The sequence below is a fragment of the Chitinophagales bacterium genome (assembly GCA_041392475.1).
In the GTDB taxonomy this organism is placed as follows: domain Bacteria; phylum Bacteroidota; class Bacteroidia; order Chitinophagales; family UBA2359; genus JAUHXA01.
Map to the genome: position 1 here is coordinate 646,419 of JAWKLZ010000002.1, position 22,491 is coordinate 668,909.

The window sequence follows — 22,491 nt, forward strand, 5'->3', positions numbered from 1 at the left end:
TATTTGTATCTTGGCTATCGAACACCAAACATGGATTGTTTAAACTTTTCATTATACTGCATCGTTCTGAATATTCATACTCAATCATAACTTTTTTTTTTAAAAACCCAAAAAAAATAACAATACTATGGGATTGATTTCATTTGTAAAAAATGCTGGTGCCAAATTATTCGGTCGTAAAAAAGCGGAAGAAGCACCCAAAGAAACAACAACTCAAAAAACTGCTGAAGAACTACAAGCTGAACACAATGCTCAGAAAGCAGTTGAACTCGAAAACTTGGTGAGAGGTTTAGGTCTTGAAGTAAGTGATTTGTACATTGAAGTAAACGATGATGTAGCAACTGTTCACGGCAGCACAACTACTCAAGCTGAGAAAGAAAAAGTAGTTTTGGCTGTTGGTAATGTAGAGGGAATAGCAAGTGTTGATGACAACCTTACCGTTGAAAAAGGCGAAGAAGCTGAAACAACTTCTCACGAGATTCCTGCAAACTACCACACAGTAGTAAAAGGTGATACCCTTAGCAAAATCGCAAAACACTACTACGGCAATGCTATGAAATATCCTGCTATTTTTGAAGCAAACAAGCCAATGTTGAAAGATCCTAACTTGATTTATCCTGGTCAAGTGCTTCGTATTCCTACTTTGGATGCATAAGGTTTCATTGATTGGAAATCAGTAAAGGGTGCTTGGTTTTAATTCAAACCCACACCACAGCTTTTTCCATTCCAATAATAAAAGCAATAACAACAAAACCCCCAATGTCTATTCGATGGCATTGGGGGTTTGCTTTTTATGTACACCTCAAAACTTCAATGATTTAAAAATACTACACAAAGCAGCATTTTTTGAAGTATAGCGGTCTATCTAAAAAACGGTAAACCAATCAAAAATGAAATACCTACTACTCTTATTCGCTGCGTTGCTTCCTTCAATGTTTGCACTTGCCCAAATCGAATACATCAATGCTCCACCCATTGATGCCGAAATATTTGTCCAACGACTGACAGGGAATGGAGTGCAAGTCTTCAATGCCGAATTGATGTGCCCAGATAAAGCATCAGGCTTTTTTAAGAATGGTGACAGCACAAATTTAGGAATGAAAAGTGGCATTGTATTGACCACAGGAAGTACAGAGATCGCTTTTGATCCCAATACGGTTGGAAATGCAGGTGTGAATAATGGAGGACCAGGATATGCTCCACTTGAAGACTGGCCAAATGGTTACAATGGCACTTTCAATGCCTGTGTTTTGGAGTTTGACTTTGTTCCTTATGATGATTCAATCAACTTGAATTACATTTTTGGCTCAGAAGAATATCCCGAATATGTGGGTAGTTCATTCAACGATATATTTGGAATACTCATTCAGGGTTTGCCCGAATATCCAGAAAATATGTCTATAATCCAAAAAAATATCGCCATTATTCCCACTTCTCCTGGCATAAATGTGGCCATCAATTTTTTGAATTTTGCAAGCTATAGCCAATTTTATCAGGAAAACACAGACGACCCATACATTCAATACGATGGACAAACCGTTCGCCTGCCTGCAAAAGCAAAGGTCACTCCCTGCAATACCTACCACCTAAGTATTGCCATAGCGGATGTAAGCGATGGGATTTACGATTCAGGTTTGTTCCTTGAAGAAGGTAGTTTTAGCAGCAAAATTCCCCAAGTTGTATCCGCATCAAGTAATTTCGATGAAAATATCCATACCATTTTTGAAGGAGGCTCGGAAGGTATTTTCACCTTTGCGGTTGATAACTTGCATCCTGCAGGAGAGTTATTTCCAATCGTTACAACACCTCTTGGAAACAAAACGTTTGATTTGGTTTTGGGCGGAACAGCAACAATCTTTGAAGATTATACCTTGGATACAGAGAATCTTATTTTTTATCCAAAGGAAGAAGACCATACTATTCTTTTTCCAGAGCAAGCTACTCAACAATTGAAAGTAACACCGATTGCAGACAACATCGAGGAAGAAGCAGAATACCTCACGATTGGCTTTTACTCCAATTGCAGCCAACAGTATCTTTCCATTGATACGCTTTGGATTGAAGACCCTTTGCAAACGGGTATTGAAGAAGGAGGAACGATTTGTATAGGAGAGAGTTTCCAGCTTTCTGTTTTTGGAGGAGACGAAAACATGACCTATCAGTGGACTCCTTCCGAAACGTTGGACAATCCTACCATTGCCAATCCGATTGCAAGCCCTACCGAAACAACCACTTATATAGTGACAGTCACAGGGGAAAATGGCTACGAAGCCCAACATGGTGTTACCATATACGTATCGGAAGAAGCGCTGGCAAACCTAACGGCTTCATCCAATTCAGTATGCCCTTTTAATGCTGCCGTTTTATCCGTACCTCCCTATCAACCCAATTATACCTACACTTTTTACAACGAGAATGGAGACATTATTGCAGAAACTAATTTTTTACAAATACTGGTCTATCCCGAAATAACAACAACCTATACTGTGGTTGTAACCAACAGCGAAGGTTGCACCGCAACAGACGAAATCACCATTGAAGTAGAAGACCTTCAACTCGAATTAGCCGAAAATTTCATCGTTTGTGAAAACGAAGTCCTCTCGCTTCAAACCCTTCCCGACCTACCCAATGTTTCGTATGAATGGACTCCGAGCATTGGACTAAGTGATTCTCATACTGCAAACCCTACCATTACCACCACAGAAACAAGAACTTACACACTTACCACCATTTCAACTTTGGGCTGTATGGACACCATCCAAACGACCATTGAAGTAGCCGAAGACTGCGTTTACCCAGGCGATGCCGACGACAATGGCAAGGTCAATATGTTCGATTTGTTTGCGATTGGACAACATTTTGGCAAAAGTGGATTTGCTCGAAATACTATCAGCAACAAGTGGCAGGGCTTTGGCGTGTATGATTGGAGTGAAACACAGGCGAATGGCAAGAATATCAAATACATAGACTGCAATGGCGATGGTGAGATTGGCTTCAAAGATACGGTGGCCTTGGTGTATAATTTTGACCTACACCAAAAAAGTGGCGGTTTTACCAAAGGCGTTTTGGGCGACCCCGAACTGCAATTCATCCCCAATTTTGAAGTGATTGGCGCAGGTAAAACTTTAGAATTGGAGGTGTGGATAGGCAGCGACGAAAATCCTGTGAGTGATTTGTATGCCATTGCTTTTGAGACGTTTTTTGATACCCATCTGATAGATGGAAACGCTATATCAATGGATTACAAGGGTAGCGGTTTGGGAACAGTTGGTGTGGATTTGTTGACAACAAGTTGGGTCAATGAAGTCAGTGGCCGTATCAATGTGTCCATGTCTAAAATAGGTGGTCAAGGAATAACAGGCAAAATATATCTTCTGACCATCCGCATGAAAACCCAAGATATTATCGGCTCTGAAAATTTCTCCTTCAATATCACCGATTTTGGAGCGACTCATTCCGATGAAGAAGAAATATTGGTGAATGTGGACAACACGCCTACGATTGAGGTGAATCCCGAAATCGTTGGCATTGAAGCCCTCTCTGCTGCTCTGCCTTACCAATTGTACCCTTCTTTCACCCAAGATGGTTTCTATTTGAACTACACACTTCAAAAAAATCCGTCCATTCAAGTCACCCTATTTGATTTATCAGGCCAGCAACTGGGGATTGTATGGCAGCGAAAGGAATCGAGTTTGGGCAGTTTTCAGCAATATATTGACCTGAAGGAAAGGAACTTAGCTGCGGGAGTGTATCTTATTGAAGTGCAGATAGAAGGAAGGACATATCGGGAGAAAATCGTGTTTTATTGATTTCAGAAAATGCTCATTTTGCTAAACAAAGAACCACCAAAGTATGAAAAAAATACTACTTATATTGACCGTTTTGTTTCCTTCAATGTTTGTCCTTGCTCAAATCGAACATACAAATGCGCCGCCTTTGGATGCCGAAACATTTGCACAGCGATTGATGGGCAATGGCATAGACATTTTCAATGCCCAGATGATGTGTCCAGACAGTGCCTCGGGCTTTTTTTGGAACGGCAGCACAACCAATTTGGGCATGGAAAGCGGAATCATTCTGACCACAGGAAAGGCAGAAATAGCTTTTCATGCGAATACGGTTGGCAGTGCAGGCATAGACAACGGTGGACCTGGATATGCTCCACTTGAAGAATTTCCAAATGCTTACAATGGCACTTTCAATGCCTGTGTTTTGGAGTTCGATTTTATACCTTATGGCAATGAAATCACGTTGAATTATATTTTTGGCTCAGAAGAATACCCCGAATATGTGGGGAGTTCATTCAACGATATATTTGCGATTTTGATGGAAGGTTTGCCTGAATATCCTGCAAATATGTCCACAATAGAAAAAAATATTGCATATATTCCAACATATCCTCTTACTCAATACATAATATGTGGCATTAATTTTTTAAACTTTGGTAGTTTTTCAAATCTTTACCAACCCAATATAATTGACCCCTATCTTCAATACGATGGACAAACCGTTCGCCTGCCTGCTCATGCAGAGGTAACTCCCTGCAATACGTACCACATCACCTTTGCCATCTCAGATGTGAGTGATGGCATTTACGATTCGGGTTTGTTCCTTGAAGAAAACAGTTTGGAGAGTAATATCCCTCAACTTCAATCCGTTGCAACGGACATAGATGAACACAATCGGCATCTTGTAGAAAATTGCAGTGAAGGAATCGCAACCGTTTCACTCAGTTTTGCACCCTTAAATGAATACCGTTTGCCCATTACAAAAAACATTGAAGAAAACCTTGATTTTCAACTGGTATTAGGAGGAACAGCTACACTGATGGAGGATTTTTTGCTATTGGAGGAAGAGCTTATTTTTTCTGGAAGGGAAGATGATAGCCCTCTTTTTCCCGAAAAACCTGTTCAAGAATTGCGAATCATCCCTATTGCCGACAACATTGAAGAAGAAACCGAATACATCACCATAGGCATTTATTTGCCTTGTAGCGAAACCTATTCTTCAATGGATACGCTTTGGTTGGAAGATGAATTGAAGGCCTCGATCATTGAAAACATTGACATTTGTGAAGCCAATGAAGTTCCATTGTGGGCTTCGGGAGGCAACGAATACCATTGGTTTCCTGCTGATTACCTCGATTGTACGGACTGCCCCAACCCCACTGCAACAATTACGCATGACATGACTTATTTCGTAAACATCGAAAAGTCAGGCTGCATGGAACAGAAATCGGTCAGCATTTTCATAGACGAAAATCTTAATTCCGCCTTTTTGGAAGAAGAAACAACGACTTGTTTCGACCAAAATATCACCTTGAAGGCTTCGGGAGGATTGTCTTATGAATGGCAAGGAATAGGAGGTGCTTCAACAAGTAATTTGAGCTGTACCGATTGTGCTACCCCTATTTTCAGTCCACCTACTTCAATAGGTGATTATGTGTATTCGGTGCGAATCAGTAGTGGCGGCGAAGACTGCGAAAAAACATTGACCACTACCATTCACGTTGAGCATACAGAATTAAATGTAAGTGCAAATCCAAGTAGTATCTGCAAAGGTCAAACAGCCGTATTGACTGCAAGTGGAAATGCAGAAAGTTATGTGTGGCAAAACAGTTTGGGGGAAATCATTGCCAATACATCCAGTATTGAAGTGAACCCCGAATCTGACGAGACTTATACCGTCAGTACGCAAGGGGTGTTTTGCGCTCTTACTGAAACGATACAATTGGAAGTGTGTCAATTAGATGCCATAATTGAAGCCTCTGATGAATTTATTTGCAAGGGTGACAGCGTTACAATCACTGCAATGGGTGACGGCAACCATACTTGGCTGGATAGTGACAATAATTTTCTTGGCACAGGCAATGAACTGATTGTCAGTCCCATTGTCAATACGGTCTATCAATTGGTGGCAATGCAAAATGAATTTGCAGATACGTCCAGTATTCTCATTGCTGTTGAACCAACGATGGGAATACAGGTATTTCCCGAACATCCAGTGATTTGCGAAACCCAAGAAAGTGTTCTCTTAGAAATTGTAAACCCCATTGAAGGAGTGGTTTACGAATGGGAGGAAAGTGAGGATTTGGAGATTTTGGGTACAACGGGAATCTTTGCCCTTGCTTATCCAAGTTCTGATAAAACCTATAAGGTTCACGCTATATCACCCGCAGGATGTTTGCTGTCTCAAGAAGTGATGGTAAGCGTTGGAGGGCAAGAACTGCAAATCACCGTAGATGCGCCATCAGTAGTTTGTATAGACTTGGAAAATCCTTTTCCTTTTATGATTCATGCTTATGGCGCAGAAAAATATACATGGACTCCAATTGGGGGAGGAATTATCGCTAACAGTGGATCGAGTCAAGCTATTTTTATACCCAATCCTGCCAATAACGAAATTATCTATACTGTCACTGGAACAAGTACGGATGGTATGTGTATAGGTTCAGCGGAGTTTCAAATTAAAGTAGTCGATGCACCAAAAGTATCGGTCGAAGTGTCGGGAGTTTGCGAAGGAGAAACAATAGTCTTGGAAGCCATCATTGAAGGAGGTGGTGAAAATTTTGAATATGAATGGTCTCCTGTTACTGGTTTGAGCAATCCAAATAGCCGTACCACAAGTGTAATGATTGACCAACCAATGACTTATACTTTAGCAGTTCGAAACACAGATTTGGGATGTGAAACGATAGAAACTGTAGAGGTGGCTTTTGGAAAAGTCGTTGCGCTTTCTCCAACATTTCAGCAAATTTGTGAGGCAGGTGAAATGGTGTCTTTTTCTGTTGATGGTGGTATAGATGCAACTTACCAATGGACAGACCCAAATGGAAACATGCTTCCAAATACAACGGGTGATTTAGAAACAATGGATTCCGTATCAGGCATTTATACGGTGAATGTAACTACTTTGCAGGGATGTGAAGAAGTGATTAATTTTGAGGTGATGCTTAGAGAATTACCTGATGTTTCTGCTTCTACCGATTTTGTAGCAGTCTGCAAAGGCGATACTGTGCGCTTAGAACTCAGTGGAGCATTGACCTACGAGTTGACCGAAAACAATGGACTGCCCTTTGAAGCCATTTATCTGTCTGATAATGAGGTGGAAATAGTGACAGAAAGTGATTTGGAATTGAGCATTGTGGGAACAGATGAATTTGGTTGTAGTGGCGTTTTTGTTACAAATATTGAGTTACTGAATGAACCAACAAGTGTGAAAGATGGAGGTTTTATCTGTTTTGGTGACAGTATAGAACTTTCAGCAGAAGGAGGAGAAGGTGCAACGTATATGTGGACTCCTACGACTTCTTTAAACAATCCAAACATAGCCAATCCTATTGCAAATCCTAATGAATCAATTGTTTACATGGTTTCTATCATAGACAAAAATGGCTGTACATCTGAACACACTGCCACTGTGATTGTCTCGGAGGAAGTAGTAGCAGATTTAACCGCAAATCCTAATGTGATTTGTACAGAAGGGGCGAATAAGCCAGTTGTAATGAAGGTAGCCTTCCATACGAACTACTCCTACACTTTCTACAACGAGAATGGCGATACAATTGCACAAAACCACACTGGTCAAACTATTGTAATTCCTTCATCCACAACAACTTACAGCGTAATAGTGACAAACAATAGCGGTTGCACCGCAACAGACGAAATCACCATTGAAGTAGAAGACCTTCAACTCGAATTAGCCGAAAATTTCATCGTTTGTGAAAACGAAGTCCTCTCGCTTCAAACCCTTCCCGACCTACCCAATGTTTCGTATGAATGGACTCCGAGCATTGGACTGAATGATTCTCATACTGCAAACCCTACCATTACCACCACAGAAACAAGAACTTACACCCTTACCACCATTTCAACTTTGGGCTGTATGGACACCATCCAAACGACCATTGAAGTAGCCGAAGACTGCGTTTACCCAGGCGATGCCGACGACAATGGCAAGGTGAATATGTTTGATTTGTTTGCGATTGGACAACATTTTGGCAAAAGTGGATTTGCCCGAAACAGCATCAGCAACAAGTGGCAGGGCTTTGGCGTGTATGATTGGAATGGAATACAAACAAATGGCAAGAATATCAAATACATAGACTGCAATGGCGATGGTGAAATTGGCTTCAAAGATACGGTGGCCTTGGTGTATAATTTTGACCTGCACCAAAAAAGCGGTGGTTTTACCAAAGGCGTTTTGGGCGACCCCGAACTGCAATTCATCCCCAATTTTGAGGTGATTGGCGTGGGTGAAACTTTGGAATTGGAGGTGTGGATAGGGAGCAACGAAAATCCTGTAAATGATTTGTATGCCATTGCTTTTGAAACTTTCTTCAATACAAACCTGATAGATGCAGGTTCTATTTCAATGGATTACACAGCAAGTGATATGGGAACAGTTGGCGTGGATTTGTTGGCAGTAGATTTGGTGAATGAATCAACAGGACGTATCAATGTTTCGATGGCAAAAATTGACCCTCCTGGCTTATCGGGTCGTTTGTATCTCTTGACCATCCGCATGAAAACCCAAGATATTATCAACTCCGAAAATTTCTCCTTCAATATCACTGATTTTGGAGCGACCAATTCGAATTCAAATGAACTTTTGGTGAATGTGGACAACACGCCTACGATTGAGGTGAATCCCGAAATCGTTGGTATTGAAGCCCTCTCTACTTCAATTCCTTACCAATTGTACCCTTCTTTCACCCAAGATGGTTTCTATTTGAACTACACACTTCAAAAAAAACCATCTGTTCAAGTCACCTTATTTGACTTCTCTGGGCGACAATTGGGGATATTGTGTCGACAAACTGAATCGAGTTTGGGCAGTTTTCAGCAATATATTGACTTGAAGGAAAGGAACTTAGCTGCAGGAGTGTATCTTATTGAAGTGAAAGTGGAAGGAAGGACGTATCGGGAGAAAATCGTGCTTTATTAAGGGTATTTAACTACCCCGCCCAATTCTCTCGATCTAAAGTCCGAAACTGAATTGCCTCTGCAATATGCTCAAAAGTGATGTTCTCCTCCCCTGCCAAATCTGCAATCGTGCGGGATACCTTCAAAATACGGTCGTAAGCACGAGCAGACAAACCCAGTTTTTCCATTGCAGCCTTGATAAGATTTTGGCTAAGGTTGTCAATTTTGCAGACCTTTCGCACCATGTTAGCAGGCATTTGAGCATTTGCATGAATACCTTTGAGGGATTCAAAACGTGCGCCTTGCAGTTCTCTCGCTTTCACCACCCGTTCTCGAATGACCTCACTTTTTTCGCCCTCCTTTTCACTCGACAGTTCTTCAAACGACACAGGCGTAACTTCCACATGCAGGTCAATTCGGTCTAAAAGTGGCCCCGAAATTTTGCTCAAGTATTTTTGGACAATGCCGGGAGCGCAAACACAATCTTTCTCAGGATGGTTGTAGTAGCCACAGGGACAGGGATTCATCGAAGCAATCAACATGAAATTGGCGGGGTAATCCACCGACATCCTTGCCCTCGAAATCGTCACCTTTCTATCCTCCATCGGCTGCCGCAATACCTCCAGTACTGCTCGATTGAATTCAGGTAGTTCATCCAAAAACAAAACCCCATTGTGCGCCAACGAAATTTCACCAGGCTGAGGATTACCTCCCCCACCCACCAAAGCAGCATAGCTAATCGTATGGTGAGGAGAGCGAAACGGGCGAGCCGCAATCAGTGACGTATTGGAAGGCAGTTTACCTGCCACAGAATGTATCTTGGTGGTTTCAAGAGCTTCATGCAACGACAAGGGAGGAAGAATACCAGGCAGCCGCTTTGCCAACATGGTTTTTCCTGCCCCAGGAGGTCCTATCAAAATGACATTGTGACCACCAACGGCTGCAATTTCCAAGGCACGCTTGATGTTTTTTTGTCCTTTTACATCCGAAAAATTGAAAAGGGTATCATCCGAATTGTTTTTAAATTCATCTCTCGTATCTATCACAATCGGCTCTAAAACAATAGTTCCCATGATAAAATCCACCACTTCCGAAATATGCTCCACCCCATACACCTCCAAGTCATTGACAATCGCCGCTTCTCGAGCATTTTGTTTGGGCAGTATAAACCCTTTGAATTTTTCCTTTCTGGCACGAATCGCAATCGGCAATGCACCTCTGATAGGACGAAGAGAACCATCCAAAGCCAATTCGCCCATAATGATGTATTTTTCAATATCTTCTGCGGGATTTTTGAATTGATTGCTCGCTGCCATGATGCTGATAGCGATGGTCAGGTCATAAGCAGAGCCTTCTTTGCGGATGTCAGCGGGGGCGAGATTGGCAACGATTTTTTGGCGAGGCATACGGTAGCCATTGTTTTTCAAGGCGGCTTCAATACGGTGTTGTCCTTCTTTGACCGCAGCATCGGGAAGCCCTACAAAGAAATAATGCGGCTGCCCTCCATCTACATTTACTTCCACTTTTATCAATGTCGCATTGACACCGTGAACTGCGCCTCCATGCGTTTTTGCTAAGCCCATAGTAGTTTGTACTTGGTTTTGGTTTTTTGTTATTGTATCTAAATTGGATTAAAGATAGGAATTTTGTGCATATTTCTAAGAGGAAAAATTTAGGATTGTTTCTACAAAATAAAAAGTGCCTACTTTTTCATTCAAAGTAGGCACTTGGATTAAGCAGTGGTCTTTTTCACTTATTGGTTTATAGTTACTGTCTTAATCTTTTGAAGATATAACGGGTAATAAAAATTCCTTCGCCGTCATCCACTCCACCATTAGACTCTACTCCAGATGTAACAAAAGCCAACTCCCAACCATTTGCGGACAAATCGTTTATTTTTGAAGCTACAATAGCGTCATTGGAAGCAATGTTTTCAAATCTAATGCCACCAATATTGAAAAAATTAAGCATTTTGGTTTCTTCAAAATCCTTTACTCGAATATCAGATCTCTTTGATTTGTTTCTTCCTCCATCTTCTTCCGTTCGTTCACTCGTAAAATCTTTGTAGTCACGCTCGCCAGTTTCGGCAATTAGACGAGAACGCCCCAAACCACTGGGAATAATAGATTCAATACTAGTCACAATTTGATATTCATAAGTGGCAATAGGGGTATCTGCTGTTTGACCAAATATCATAGATGTCAGTGCCATAAAAATGATGAAACTAATTGTTTTCATTGTTAAATTATTTTTGAATTAATGCTTACTCTTATAGATTTTCAGCCTCCTCTTTTTGGGTTTGTTTGATTGTTGTCAATCATAAAACTCATTGTATTGTTGCTGCAAATTTATTAGAGAAAAACAAAGTACACAATTACAATTTATAGCTCATATCCTCATATTTGCCTTTTAAAGAGAGTGTTTCCGTGTATCTTCTTTGAAGATACAAAGTAAAATTATTCCACCACCCACTTCTCCACCACATACACATCTCCTATTTGCAACTTCAAATAATACAGCCCTTTCGGCAATGTTTTTGCAGCAAGTGGAAGTTGATAAATACCCTCGTTTTGCTTCTCTTGCTTTAATTCCCACACCGTTTGCCCTGTCCTATTTTGCAGCTTCAATGTCACATTTGAAGGCTTCTGCAATTGGTATTGAAGCGTGCTGTATGAGGTAGAAGGATTTGGAAACAATTGAAGGTCAAAGTCCATTGAAGCGACTTTTTCGATATGGGTAGGCAGCAGTTCTACATTGCTGAGGATGATATCATCTATCAAAAGGGCATCTCCACTTGCGGTGATATTTCGAAAAACAATGTGTCCTTTTTTTCCTTCAAAATCGGCTAAACTTACCTCACGGTCAGCTGGAGACGAATGTTCTTCTGCCTCTATCCTCAAAATCAAGTTGATTTGTATGTCCGATAAATTTTCAAGACTGGGTGTTTCTTCTGCAAAAAGCACCTCATAACTATCAGGAAATTCGCCAAATGTGGTTGAGATAGCCCGCCATTCCATTTTTGCTTGCGAGCCTATTTCCATCATTGGTAAAACCATCCAATCATCGGTAGGTCCTTCTTCGTTTCGATACCAAGAAAGGCTCATCGCTGCCCTGCTTGACATCAATTCGGACTCAATCACGATCCAAGCGTTTTCCTCAAAAAGGGAATCTTTTTCTTGAGCGGGGATCAGCCCGTCTGCATTGATAAGGATAAAATCTTGGGGCATTCCTTCTTCAAAACCTTGCTTGTAAAAGGATTGGGCAAGTGTGGGAGAACATTGAAGTAGGAGAACCGAAAGCTGAAGATAGAAAATTAGATATTTAAGCATAACTCGGTAAATGTATTGAAGCGATGTAATTTTCTTCAAAAATAAAGCAGTATTTTTGAATTATCCTACACTTTCCATCTCTTTTTGTAAAGTTTTAATACACAATACTTTTTTTGTTGAAGAATTGAAGCATATTATTTTTTCTGCAATGAAAGTCAGTGTCAAGGCAGCTATTCATTTTTGAAAAAGTTTGGATATTCGTACTGTCCTTTTTGTTATCTTGCTGCAAAAAAAATCCCTCCATGAAAAAACTCATCCAACTCTTTTTAATCCCGTTTATCATTGGCATTGCAGCTTGTGAAGACGAAGTGAGCATTGAAGACATTGACACTTGCCCTGCTTATCCTGCTGGCGTTCACCTCACTTTGGGCAATCCGAGTGATGCCAATTTGAGCGACAACGACAATTTTTTGTATGTATTTGACAGTTATGCCTTGTCCTACAATTGCAGCAAAGGAACACCGAATTGGGTCAGTTGGCATTTGGATAGCCGATGGACAGGTGAAATTCCCCGTCAAAATAGTTTTCTCACCTACGACTTATATCCCAATGGCTGCAATGTCATTACGACCAAAGATTACACGGGTAGCGGATTTGACAGAGGACACAACTGCCCTTCGGCAGACCGCACTTGTTCGGTGGTAAAGAACGATGAAACGTTTTTGATGCTCAACATCATTCCACAGGCTCCAGATGTGAATCGTGGATTGTGGGCCGAAATAGAAAAGTTCACCAGAGAATTGACCAATGGCGGCAATGAGGTCTATGTCATCATGGGTATTCACGACGAAGGCGGCACGGGCGACAATGGCTACCGAAAATTTTGGGCAGAGGGACAATTGACCATTCCCCGCTATTTGTGGCGGGTGATGATTGTACTGCCTGAAGGCAATGGTGATACAAAGCGATTGGGTGAAGATACCCGGGTAATTGCGGTTTGGGTGGAAAACAAAAATTCGGCAAACCAAAAACCGTGGCATGAATACATTACGACTATTTACGAAATTGAAGCGGCAACGGGCTACGATTTGTTGAGTGATGTTTCGGACGGACGACAAGCCATACTGCAATCGAAGCGAGATGAAGGGCCTTTTTGAAAGAGGTGATTGGTGGGATTAGCGATTGTTTATTATTGACTTAAAAATATATAATAAACTTAATGTAAGTCACATGAGCTGTTTTTTTTCATACCTCTACTACCTCATCTAAAATGGGTCAAAATTTCAAAACATCAAAACACCAACACCTCAAAACACCAACACAAATGAACACAAACATGCTTTCATGGTCAGATTTTATGAAAGTCGAGATGCGGGTAGGAACGATATTGGAGGCCAGTGTCTTCAAAGAAGCCCGAAAACCAGCCTACAAAATGACCATAGACTTTGGAAAAGAATTGGGCATCAAAAAAACATCTGCACAAATAACCGAACTGTATGACTTTGCAGAGCTGATTGGCAAACAAGTCATTGCAGTAGTCAATTTTCCTCCCAAACAAATAGCCAATATCATGAGTGAATGTTTGGTTTTGGGAGTAGTCGGTACAGACAATGCAGTAACATTGCTTCAACCTGAGCGAAAAGTAGAAAATGGAATGAGGATAGGCTAAGGATATTTCAAAAAAATTATTACTTTGTTGCTTTAAAACTTTAAAACTTATCCAATTCACATGGCAATATTATCATTTTTAGGATTTACCATCTTGGTAGCAGTCATTTCGTATATGGCTACCAGAGGTACAGACGAAAATTCCTCAGAAGGTTACTTCTTAGGAGGTCGAAGCCTCACCGCAGGTGTGATTGCAGGTTCTCTTTTGCTGACCAACTTATCTACCGAACAAATTGTAGGTCTTAACGGACAGGCTTATTCTGAAGGGATTTTGGTGATGGCGTGGGAAACCCTTGCAGCTATTGCAATGGTTGTAACGGCGGTATTTTTGTTGCCTCGCTATTTGAAGGGCGGTATCACAACCGTTCCACAGTTTTTGGAGGAACGATATGACAAAACGACCAAGACCATCACTTCTGCTTTGTTTTTGTCGGGTTATGTAGTGGTCTTATTGCCGATTGTATTGTATTCGGGTTCTTTGGCATTTTCTACGATGTTTGACATTCCCGAAGCATTGGGCATTTCACTCGATGCTTCTATTTGGCTGTGTGTGTGGGGTATCGGCATAATTGGATCTATTTATGCCATTTTTGGAGGATTGAAGGCAGTTGCCGTTTCTGATACGGTCAATGCGGTTGGCTTGTTGATTGGCGGCTTGATGATTCCCGTTTTTGGTTTGATGCACATTGGCGGAGGCAGCATTACAGCGGGATTGAGTACTTTGATAGCAGAGGTTCCCGAAAAATTCGACTCTATTGGAGGCAGTGATGCATCCGTGCCTTTTGCCACGATTTTTACAGGAATGATGCTCGTACAGTTGTTTTATTGGGGTACGAATCAGGCAATTATTCAGAGAGCTTTGGCCGCTAAAAACTTGGCAGAAGGACAAAAAGGTTTGTTGTTGGCTGCTTTCTTCAAAATCTTAGGCCCTTTGATTGTGGTTTTACCGGGGGTAATCGCCTATCAAATTTTTCAAGGAAACTTGGAAATTCCAGACCAAGCCTATCCAAAACTAGTCAGTACGGTTTTACCTGTCGGATTGGTAGGATTTTTTGCAGCCGTATTGTTTGGAGCAATTTTGAGTTCTTTCAATAGTGCTTTGAATAGTTCGGTGACGCTGTTCGGTTTAGACATCTACAAAGCCTACATCAACAAAGAAGCAGACGAAAAAACAGTCGTAAAATACGGTAAATTATTTGGCGTTTTTCTCGCAATATTGGCGATGTTCATTGCGCCTTTTATTGCCAAAGCACCTGATGGATTGTTTGGTTATCTGCAAGAGGTGAACGGTTGTTACAGTATTCCGATTTTGACCATCATTGTAGTGGGTTACCTCACCAAAAACGTGCCTGCTCTTGCTGCAAAAATTGCCATTATTTTGGGTGTAGTTTTGTATTCAATTAGCCAATTTATTTTGAAGCCGTTTGTAGTTGGTGCAGAAAACTATCCACACTTCTTGCACGTTATGGCAATTTTGTTTGTCATGAATGTAGGCATCATGCTTTTGATTGGCAAATTGCAGCCTCGTGCCACTGCTTTTGAATTGGCTTATAGTAAGCAAGTGGACATTACACCTTACAAATACCTGATGCCTGTTGGTGGAGCCATTTGTGTAACAGTAATTTTGATTTATATCTATTTTGCATAAATGAGAAATAAAATAGAAAACGGAAAATTAGACTTCAATGCTTTGATTGTAAGCATATTGAAATTTTCCTTTGAATAGTATTTTTTTAAATCAACCACTAATACAAAAGCGAGCCTTGTCTAAAATTAGATAGGATTCGCTTTTGTGTTTATTTGAAATATTGCAGAAGTTAGCAGTTATTTATAAAATTCAATAAGTATCATGTCCATATCAACCGAATCAGAACTCACAGGAATGCAGGTCATTAGCCAAGCGGTTGCCATCACCCTAAAAAAAATGAGAGAACATGCCAAAGTAGGCATGACTGCTAAAGAATTAGATGATTTTGGCGGCGAAATTTTGAACAGTTTGGGAGCGAAATCTGCGCCAAAATTGACGTATGGTTTCCCAGGATGGACGTGTATTTCTGTCAATAACGAGGCAGCACATGGTATTCCTTCTGCCAAAAAAATCTTGAAAGAAGGCGATTTGGTAAACATCGACGTATCTGCCGAATTGAATGGTTTTTGGGCAGATAACGGTGGATCGTTTGTTTTGGGGCGGGATATTTACCGTCATCAACCGCTTGTAGATGCTTCTAAGCAAATTTTGTGGAAAGCTATCAACCGCATCAAATCAGGAGTAAAAATTGCAGATATTGGACATCTTGTAGAAACCGAAGCAAAACGCAAGGGTTATAAGGTCATAGAAAATCTTGCAGGACATGGTGTTGGTAGAAGTTTGCACGAATATCCTCACCACATATTGAACTATCGAGATCCAACGAATCGCCACCGTTTTAAGAAAAACATGGTGGTTGCCATCGAAACTTTTATTTCTACCCGCTCGACTTGTGCAGTGACATTGAAGGATGGATGGACAATGGTTGGAGACAAAGGTGGTTTTGTGACACAACACGAACACACCATTGTAGTGACCGATCGTGCGCCGATTATTTTGACAAAAGCAAATGAAATATGGAACTAATAATGATTAAGTCTCTTTTTGTAGAACCCCTAAATCGTTTCCTATGAACAAAGAAGAAATAAATCTTTTGAGAGCAGATTTATTTCGTCATTTGGACGGAATCGTTACCGCACCAACTGCCTATGCTTTACATCAAAAGGGCGTTTTGGAATACATCCTACAAGAACAAAAAACGTCTTTGCAGCAGTTAACGGATACCTTCAATGCCAATGAAGGATATTTGAACATTGCCCTTAGAGTCTTGGCTTCACAAGGTTGGCTCGACTATGAAATCATTGGAAACGATGTGATACAATTGAAGGTCAATGACAGCAGTGCCACTGCTTTTGACTTGATTCCTCTGTATAAAGATGTGGTAGAATTGATGGGTTATTCGGGTAAATTTCACCACAGAAAATTTGCCAAAGAACCTTTTTTGTTTTTGGAGCGCATCTTCAAAAAATACCAACAGCATTATGGAGTCGCATTTTCGCAAGATGAATCCATCTTGAACCTGCAATGGCAAGTCTTGAAGCACATTGAAGGAATCATGGTTGGGCCTACCATCGTTGCTTTGGGAATGAGTGGAATGTTTCACAAGTATTTTATGGAAGCGTCTTTTAAGCCCGAAGAATTTCACCAAGACCCAGAGAGTTTTCAGCGTATGTTGGATATGTTTGCCTTTTTGGGATGGTTCAAAAAAAGAAATGATACCTATAGTTTTACAGAGAAGGGTTTGTTTTATGCCAAACGTGCGAGTGCTTATGGCGTGACGGTTTCTTACATTCCAACTTTTAGAAACGTTGAGGAATTGATTTTTGGCAATCCCAATGTTTTGTGGAATGTACCTTCAGGAGCGCAAGAAATACACGTAGATCGGGAAATGAATGTGTGGGGAAGTGGCGGCGCACATACGACTTACTTCAAAAAAATTGACGAAATCATCATTGACCTTTTCAATCAGCCTATTGATTTACAGCCCAAAGGAATTGTAGATATGGGCTGCGGCAATGGTGCATTTTTGATTCACCTTTTTGATGTGATCGAACACCGAACCTTGCGAGGTACAATGTTGGAAGAACATCCTCTTTTTTTAGTGGGTGCAGATTACAACAAAGCAGCATTGAAGGTAACGAGAGGTAATTTAATTCAAGCCGATATTTGGGCGAAGGTGATTTGGGGTGACATCGGACGACCTGATTTTTTGGCAAAAGACCTGCAAGAAAATTATGGTATTCAACTGCAAGAGCTTCTCAATGTGCGTACTTTTCTGGACCACAACCGAATATGGGAAACCCCCAATGAAAAAACACCCAACCGAATGAGTGCTTCAACGGGTGCTTTTGCGTTTCGGGGAAAGCGAATCTCCAATGCAGATGTAGAGGATAACTTGCGGGAACACCTGCAAAGATGGACTCCTTATGTCGAAAAATTTGGTTTATTGGTGATTGAATTGCACACGATTGCGCCTTCATTGACTGCAAAAAATATCGGCCGCACGGCTGCAACAGCTTATGATGCCACACACGGTTTTTCGGATCAGTATATTGTAGAAATTGAAGTTTTTCACAAGATGGCGGCCGAAGCAGGTTTGTTTCCTGTCAAAAAACATTTTAGTCGGTTTCCCAATTCGGATTTGGGAACGGTAAGCATCAATTTGTTGAAGGCTAGAGGATAGCTAAACCTTTAACATAATTCAGACGCAATTAGCAGTTTTTTTGACAGACATCAAAGATTTTAGAAGTTTCGTTCTGTAAGAGATTTGCTGTTTGCAAAATAGTATTTCCTTTTTTTAAGAGTGAAACTTCCGAAGTCTAATCAGTTCTTCAAACCTATCTTCCAAGCAAAATCTACGCTCACAACATGTTCATAAGCAGATGGTTCTCCTTTGTCCAGTCTGATGAAAGTTGGTCTATATATCAAGCCAATATTGAAGTGAGAACCTGTCTGGTAATAACTCGAAAAAACAAGTCCCAAATTATGACTTCGTATTTTGTCCAGTTCCATTGCTGTAGGAAGCGGTTCAAAACCATCCGAATATTTAAGTTCCCAAATGTTTTTGGCGTAGGATAGCCCATAACCCAAAGAAAATCGGTTGATTTTGTAGTTGTTTGAAAAGCTAAGAGACACCGAACTCATGGATTCATATTGTCCATTCCCATCTACAGGTGCAGGAATCGGAACAAAGAAATCATCTACTGCACTCACAGATAAATTAAAATACTGGTTTTGAGAATGGTAATAGTCCAATCCCGCACTAATACCCCAAAAGCCTAAGCTGCTTTTGGTAGATTCAGTAGGAGGTTTCAAAAGAAATTGATTGATATGGGGTAGAGATACCTGAAAAAATAGTTCCCCTTTTCGATAAAGTGGCCTATATTTTGAAAAAGTAGGCAAGGTATCTGCCGAATTCAAAAAAACAATCTGCTGATAACCAAATCGTTTTGGGCTATTTGCTTCAGCGACCATACCTATGTAGCCTGTATAAAAAAAGTTGAGCCAATAAGCCACCGAATTTTGGGGGCGAATCGTAACTGTTTTGCTAAGGCTGTCCGTTTGAGCAGTTATTTCAACAGATTCATTCCCTCTTGTTAATTTAACAGTCGCTCTGTTATTTTCTGTTTGAATCGTATCTTTATGTACGATAATCGTTGAAGGTTCCGTAGTATAAACTGCTATGTTTGTCCAACGAGAGTTCATGACAGTAGCACAAGAACTTAAAAAACAACAACATGCAATCAAAAAAAAGATATTTTTCATATACAAGGTTTAAGTGTGAACTGATACCTAATAAAACGAAAAAAGGTCAGAAAGCGATGTCGGTAAATGAAAGTAAATTTAGACTTTGGACGAAAGATTAAAGACATAAGACAAAAAGTTTTAAATCATTGACAGCAAAGGAATTAAGTAAAATTGCATTTTCAATGCAATTTACTCATAACCAAATATTTACTTCTTTTGTCTTTCGTCTCAATAATAAATATTCACACCCTAAGCACAGGCTGCAAGACCTCCTTAATTTCTTCAAAAGCCCTCAAACAAGACTTATGTAGTCTCGGCATATTGAAAAAGGCATGAATCAAACCTTCATAGTCCGAGTGTTTCACTTCAACCCCTGCTTGCTTCAAACGATGGGCATACGCAATTCCTTCATCCTTCAATGGGTCAAATTCGGCGGTAATGATAAAAGTTGGAGGCATATTCGTCAAATCACGGCACAATAAAGGCGACATGAGTGGATTGTAAATATCTTCATCTTTGCTTTTGTAGTGATTCAAAAACCACTTCATCAGAGGTTTAGTGAGTAGATAACCTTCCGAAAATTCATTGATGGAAGGGTGATTCATTCGGGCATCGGTCGTAGGGTAAATCAGCACTTGATAACAGATAGCAGGCCCTTCATCCCTCGCTATTTGTGCCACAACCGTTGCCAAATTACCGCCTGCGCTGTCGCCCATTACCACCAACCGTTTGGCATCTGCATGAATAGACGCTGCATTTTCACTCGCCCAAACCGTTGCATCATAACAATCTTGGTGGGGAATGGGAAATTTGTATTCGGGAGCCAGACGGTAATCCACGCTGACCACCACTGCTTGATTGTCACGAGCCAATCTTCGACAAGCACCATCATGACTGTCTATGTCTCGAAGCACAAAACCGCCACCATGATAAAACACAATGAGGGGTAAATTATCCGCATCTATCGGTTGGTAAATACGAATGGGAATATCAAACCCATCTCTTGCTTTGACCGTTTGATTTTTTACTGCAAATAAATCAATTGGAGGATACTCAATGATTTTTTTAGCAGATTCAAAGGCTTCTCTGCTGACTTTTCGAGCAGTTGCAGCAGGCATTTCATAGACAGGTGTTTTTTCGGTAAAACGAAGCCACCAAAGAAGAAGTCGGATTTTTAGGGGCATAACTGTTGTTTAAGGAAAATGAAGTGAAATTTAATCATTCCTTTTGAAAGGAATAAATTGTAAGGACATAAATTTACATTTTATCAAAGTCCGAAAAACCGTAACTTGCACCCAAAATAAATTACGATGGATTTAGCAACTATTAATCAAATACTTACCATTCCTACCGAAGACAAGGCTACGCCAATCAAAGAAAACGAAGCGGCGTTTATTTACCATTTTCTGAAAGAACACTACCTCACCAAAACCTTGGAGGCAGGGTTTGCTTATGCTCGGTCGGCTTCTCACATTATTGCAGCCACACAATCGCAGCATATTGCCATTGACCCTTTTCAAGATCATTACCAGAATTTAGGTTTGAAGAACATCGAAAAACTGGGATTCAGCGAACACCTTGATTTTAGGCGTGATTTTTCGCACAATGTATTGCCACAATTGGTTCAAGAAGATCGAAAGTTTGAATTCATTTTCATTGATGGTGACCACAAGTTTGACGGCATTTTGGTGGACTTTTACTATGCTGATTTACTTTTGGAAGAACATGGCTATGTTTTGCTACACGATACATGGATGCGTAGTACGCAATTGGTGATGTCGTTTATTGAGTCGAACCGCCCCGATTACATCAGTGTTCCTACAGGTTTACGAAATCTGGCACTCTATCAAAAAGTAGGAGAAGACAAACGCAATGGGATGTTTTTCAAAGAGTTTTACACCTTCAAATCAGTAGTGGCACACAATGCGATTATGTGGATGTCAACGGGAAAGGAGAATTTTTTGAAGAAAATGGCACACAAGGTCAAGGAGAAGGTGAAGTAGGTTGGATTTTAAGTTTTCTTTGAAACCATATTAATCCCAATAAACACAAACAGTGTATAAAACGCACTCCCTATTTGCACTTCAATCGTATGTTCGACCAAAAAAGAGGACAAAATGATGAGGTGCAATGATACGAACTGACTATCTCGATAGGACTTTTGGTAAAAAATAGGATAGAGAAACAAGACCATAAAAACGAACAGTCCAATTGTCCCGACACCCAACCAAACAAACAGGTATTGATTGTGGGGAATAATGCCCAAGTTGGCAATTGCAGGGTAGTGTTTTTGAAGGTAAATAGTGGTGACATCTTGCACATCACCAATTCCCACGCCCATCACCCAATGTTTTTTACCTTCCACAATTGCCGCTTCAATGGTCGCAATACGTTTAGAATCCGAAAGTGTGGCCAATTCTTCATGTTCTTCAAATCGGTCCAAACTCCATTCGGTATAGCCAATTTTGTTTTGAAGCGTAGGAATAAAATAAAAGGCAGCAGCGATAAAAGCAAGCCCTAAGACTGCAATGCCAAGACCCACCCAGTATTTTTTGCTGCGAAAAATATAGTGAAAAAACTGATAACCCAATACCAAATAAAGGGCAAGCAAACCACTTCTCACCGCAAGAATATGAATGAAAACCAATAAAAATAAAGTGCAAATAATAATCGCAATTTTTTCTTGTGGAAAACGCACAAAAAAAGACTTTTCTAAAAAATACAAACCCAAAGCAAAGGCATATACCACCATCAGGCTAAAGCGAATGTGGTGAACAGGAGTTGGCAGCACTTGACCTGCTCGGTAAATTTCATTGAGGTTTTGAAAATCATTGAGGTAAATTCCCAAAATTCCCAGACAGATGGCTGCAATTAGCCAAAAGAAGGTATAAAGAAGGTATTGATAATCTTTGAGTTTTGCATTTTGAAGAGCTGCAAAACCAAAAGGAAGGGCAAGAAAAGGAAGTTTCATTCGCAGTCGATCCAACCAATAGCTGAGGTTTTCGGACCACAAACCCGAGAGGAAGTACAAGAAAAAAATCCCCAACAAGGCCAAAAGAGCCTTGTTTTGCAGCAAATGAAGGATATTTTTTTTGGGGTGAAGGCTCAATACCGCACGTACCCCCAAAGTAATCATGCCGATGCTCATCAATGCCCGATAAGAAACTAAGCCCAACATAATCAGCAAACAGGCAAAAATGCCTACATAACGATGATCGAGTAGCCCAATAAGTTTTGTAAAAAACTGCTGCATATCGCTTTAAGAGAAATTCGAAAACAAGGTGCAAATTCAATG

General features: G+C 40.5%; 15 protein-coding genes. 9 read left to right on the forward strand and 6 right to left on the reverse strand.

What is annotated here, in order from left to right; translation table 11 throughout:
- Window positions 1-127 precede the first annotated feature (127 nt).
- The 3 genes from lysM to R3E32_16040 all read left to right on the forward strand — a co-directional run bounded on the left by lysM (window position 128) and on the right by R3E32_16040 (window position 8,946).
- Window positions 128-655, forward strand: a complete 528-nt coding sequence (gene lysM / locus R3E32_16030) for a peptidoglycan-binding protein LysM (protein ID MEZ4886244.1) — start codon at window positions 128-130, stop codon at window positions 653-655.
- A 235-nt stretch (window positions 656-890) separates the two neighbouring features.
- The gene (locus tag R3E32_16035; protein ID MEZ4886245.1) at window positions 891-3,809 is read left to right on the forward strand and encodes a choice-of-anchor L domain-containing protein; all 2,919 of its coding nucleotides are present in this window, start codon (window positions 891-893) and stop codon (window positions 3,807-3,809) included.
- A 43-nt stretch (window positions 3,810-3,852) separates the two neighbouring features.
- The gene (locus R3E32_16040) at window positions 3,853-8,946 is read left to right on the forward strand and encodes a choice-of-anchor L domain-containing protein (protein MEZ4886246.1); all 5,094 of its coding nucleotides are present in this window, start codon (window positions 3,853-3,855) and stop codon (window positions 8,944-8,946) included.
- Window positions 8,947-8,956: 10 nt separating this feature from the next.
- On the opposite strand, the gene R3E32_16045 is transcribed toward R3E32_16040, so the two are convergent.
- The 3 genes from R3E32_16045 to R3E32_16055 all read right to left on the reverse strand — a co-directional run bounded on the left by R3E32_16045 (window position 8,957) and on the right by R3E32_16055 (window position 12,292).
- The gene (locus R3E32_16045) at window positions 8,957-10,540 is read right to left on the reverse strand and encodes a YifB family Mg chelatase-like AAA ATPase (protein MEZ4886247.1); all 1,584 of its coding nucleotides are present in this window, start codon (window positions 10,538-10,540) and stop codon (window positions 8,957-8,959) included.
- A 151-nt stretch (window positions 10,541-10,691) separates the two neighbouring features.
- Window positions 10,692-11,162, reverse strand: a complete 471-nt coding sequence (locus tag R3E32_16050; protein MEZ4886248.1) for a hypothetical protein — start codon at window positions 11,160-11,162, stop codon at window positions 10,692-10,694.
- A 218-nt stretch (window positions 11,163-11,380) separates the two neighbouring features.
- On the reverse strand, window positions 11,381-12,292 hold the full coding sequence (locus R3E32_16055) for a T9SS type A sorting domain-containing protein (GenBank protein MEZ4886249.1): 912 nt from the start codon (window positions 12,290-12,292) through the stop codon (window positions 11,381-11,383).
- Window positions 12,293-12,495: 203 nt separating this feature from the next.
- Between R3E32_16055 and R3E32_16060 the strand changes: the two genes are divergently transcribed.
- The 5 genes from R3E32_16060 (at window position 12,496) to R3E32_16080 (ending at window position 18,132) form a co-directional block, all read left to right on the forward strand.
- The gene (locus R3E32_16060) at window positions 12,496-13,350 is read left to right on the forward strand and encodes a DNA/RNA non-specific endonuclease (protein ID MEZ4886250.1); all 855 of its coding nucleotides are present in this window, start codon (window positions 12,496-12,498) and stop codon (window positions 13,348-13,350) included.
- A 167-nt stretch (window positions 13,351-13,517) separates the two neighbouring features.
- Window positions 13,518-13,862 (forward strand): tRNA-binding protein, encoded by a 345-nt coding sequence (locus tag R3E32_16065; protein ID MEZ4886251.1) that lies wholly within the window; start codon window positions 13,518-13,520, stop codon window positions 13,860-13,862.
- Window positions 13,863-13,922: 60 nt separating this feature from the next.
- Window positions 13,923-15,509 (forward strand): solute:sodium symporter family transporter, encoded by a 1,587-nt coding sequence (locus R3E32_16070; protein ID MEZ4886252.1) that lies wholly within the window; start codon window positions 13,923-13,925, stop codon window positions 15,507-15,509.
- Between the two features lie 201 nt (window positions 15,510-15,710).
- Entirely contained in the window at window positions 15,711-16,475 is a 765-nt protein-coding gene (map, locus tag R3E32_16075; GenBank protein MEZ4886253.1) for a type I methionyl aminopeptidase, read from the forward strand.
- A gap of 43 nt (window positions 16,476-16,518) precedes the next feature.
- The gene (locus tag R3E32_16080) at window positions 16,519-18,132 is read left to right on the forward strand and encodes a class I SAM-dependent methyltransferase (protein MEZ4886254.1); all 1,614 of its coding nucleotides are present in this window, start codon (window positions 16,519-16,521) and stop codon (window positions 18,130-18,132) included.
- Window positions 18,133-18,272: 140 nt separating this feature from the next.
- Here R3E32_16080 and R3E32_16085 read toward each other — a convergent pair whose 3' ends face one another.
- Together R3E32_16085 and R3E32_16090 are read right to left on the reverse strand one after the other, a co-directional pair.
- Window positions 18,273-19,214 (reverse strand): hypothetical protein, encoded by a 942-nt coding sequence (locus tag R3E32_16085; protein ID MEZ4886255.1) that lies wholly within the window; start codon window positions 19,212-19,214, stop codon window positions 18,273-18,275.
- 224 nt (window positions 19,215-19,438) lie between these two features.
- On the reverse strand, window positions 19,439-20,380 hold the full coding sequence (locus R3E32_16090; protein MEZ4886256.1) for an alpha/beta hydrolase: 942 nt from the start codon (window positions 20,378-20,380) through the stop codon (window positions 19,439-19,441).
- A gap of 126 nt (window positions 20,381-20,506) precedes the next feature.
- Here R3E32_16090 and R3E32_16095 point away from each other — a divergent pair, with 126 nt between their 5' ends.
- Window positions 20,507-21,199, forward strand: a complete 693-nt coding sequence (locus R3E32_16095; protein MEZ4886257.1) for a class I SAM-dependent methyltransferase — start codon at window positions 20,507-20,509, stop codon at window positions 21,197-21,199.
- Between the two features lie 8 nt (window positions 21,200-21,207).
- On the opposite strand, the gene R3E32_16100 is transcribed toward R3E32_16095, so the two are convergent.
- On the reverse strand, window positions 21,208-22,449 hold the full coding sequence (locus R3E32_16100) for an O-antigen ligase family protein (protein MEZ4886258.1): 1,242 nt from the start codon (window positions 22,447-22,449) through the stop codon (window positions 21,208-21,210).
- Window positions 22,450-22,491 lie beyond the last annotated feature (42 nt).

Excerpts from the sequence above, each read along its gene's own strand:
- R3E32_16100 (MEZ4886258.1), bottom strand. The coding sequence starts at position 22,449 with ATGCAGCAGTTTTTTACAAAACTTATTGGGCTACTCGATCATCGTTAT.
- R3E32_16040 (MEZ4886246.1), top strand. The coding sequence starts at position 3,853 with ATGAAAAAAATACTACTTATATTGACCGTTTTGTTTCCTTCAATGTTT.
- R3E32_16080 (MEZ4886254.1), top strand. The coding sequence starts at position 16,519 with ATGAACAAAGAAGAAATAAATCTTTTGAGAGCAGATTTATTTCGTCAT.
- R3E32_16085 (MEZ4886255.1), bottom strand. The coding sequence starts at position 19,214 with ATGAAAAATATCTTTTTTTTGATTGCATGTTGTTGTTTTTTAAGTTCT.
- map (MEZ4886253.1), top strand. The coding sequence starts at position 15,711 with ATGTCCATATCAACCGAATCAGAACTCACAGGAATGCAGGTCATTAGC.
- R3E32_16050 (MEZ4886248.1), bottom strand. The coding sequence starts at position 11,162 with ATGAAAACAATTAGTTTCATCATTTTTATGGCACTGACATCTATGATA.
- R3E32_16095 (MEZ4886257.1), top strand. The coding sequence starts at position 20,507 with ATGGATTTAGCAACTATTAATCAAATACTTACCATTCCTACCGAAGAC.
- R3E32_16060 (MEZ4886250.1), top strand. The coding sequence starts at position 12,496 with ATGAAAAAACTCATCCAACTCTTTTTAATCCCGTTTATCATTGGCATT.
- R3E32_16090 (MEZ4886256.1), bottom strand. The coding sequence starts at position 20,380 with ATGCCCCTAAAAATCCGACTTCTTCTTTGGTGGCTTCGTTTTACCGAA.
- R3E32_16070 (MEZ4886252.1), top strand. The coding sequence starts at position 13,923 with ATGGCAATATTATCATTTTTAGGATTTACCATCTTGGTAGCAGTCATT.
- lysM (MEZ4886244.1), top strand. The coding sequence starts at position 128 with ATGGGATTGATTTCATTTGTAAAAAATGCTGGTGCCAAATTATTCGGT.
- R3E32_16065 (MEZ4886251.1), top strand. The coding sequence starts at position 13,518 with ATGAACACAAACATGCTTTCATGGTCAGATTTTATGAAAGTCGAGATG.
- R3E32_16035 (MEZ4886245.1), top strand. The coding sequence starts at position 891 with ATGAAATACCTACTACTCTTATTCGCTGCGTTGCTTCCTTCAATGTTT.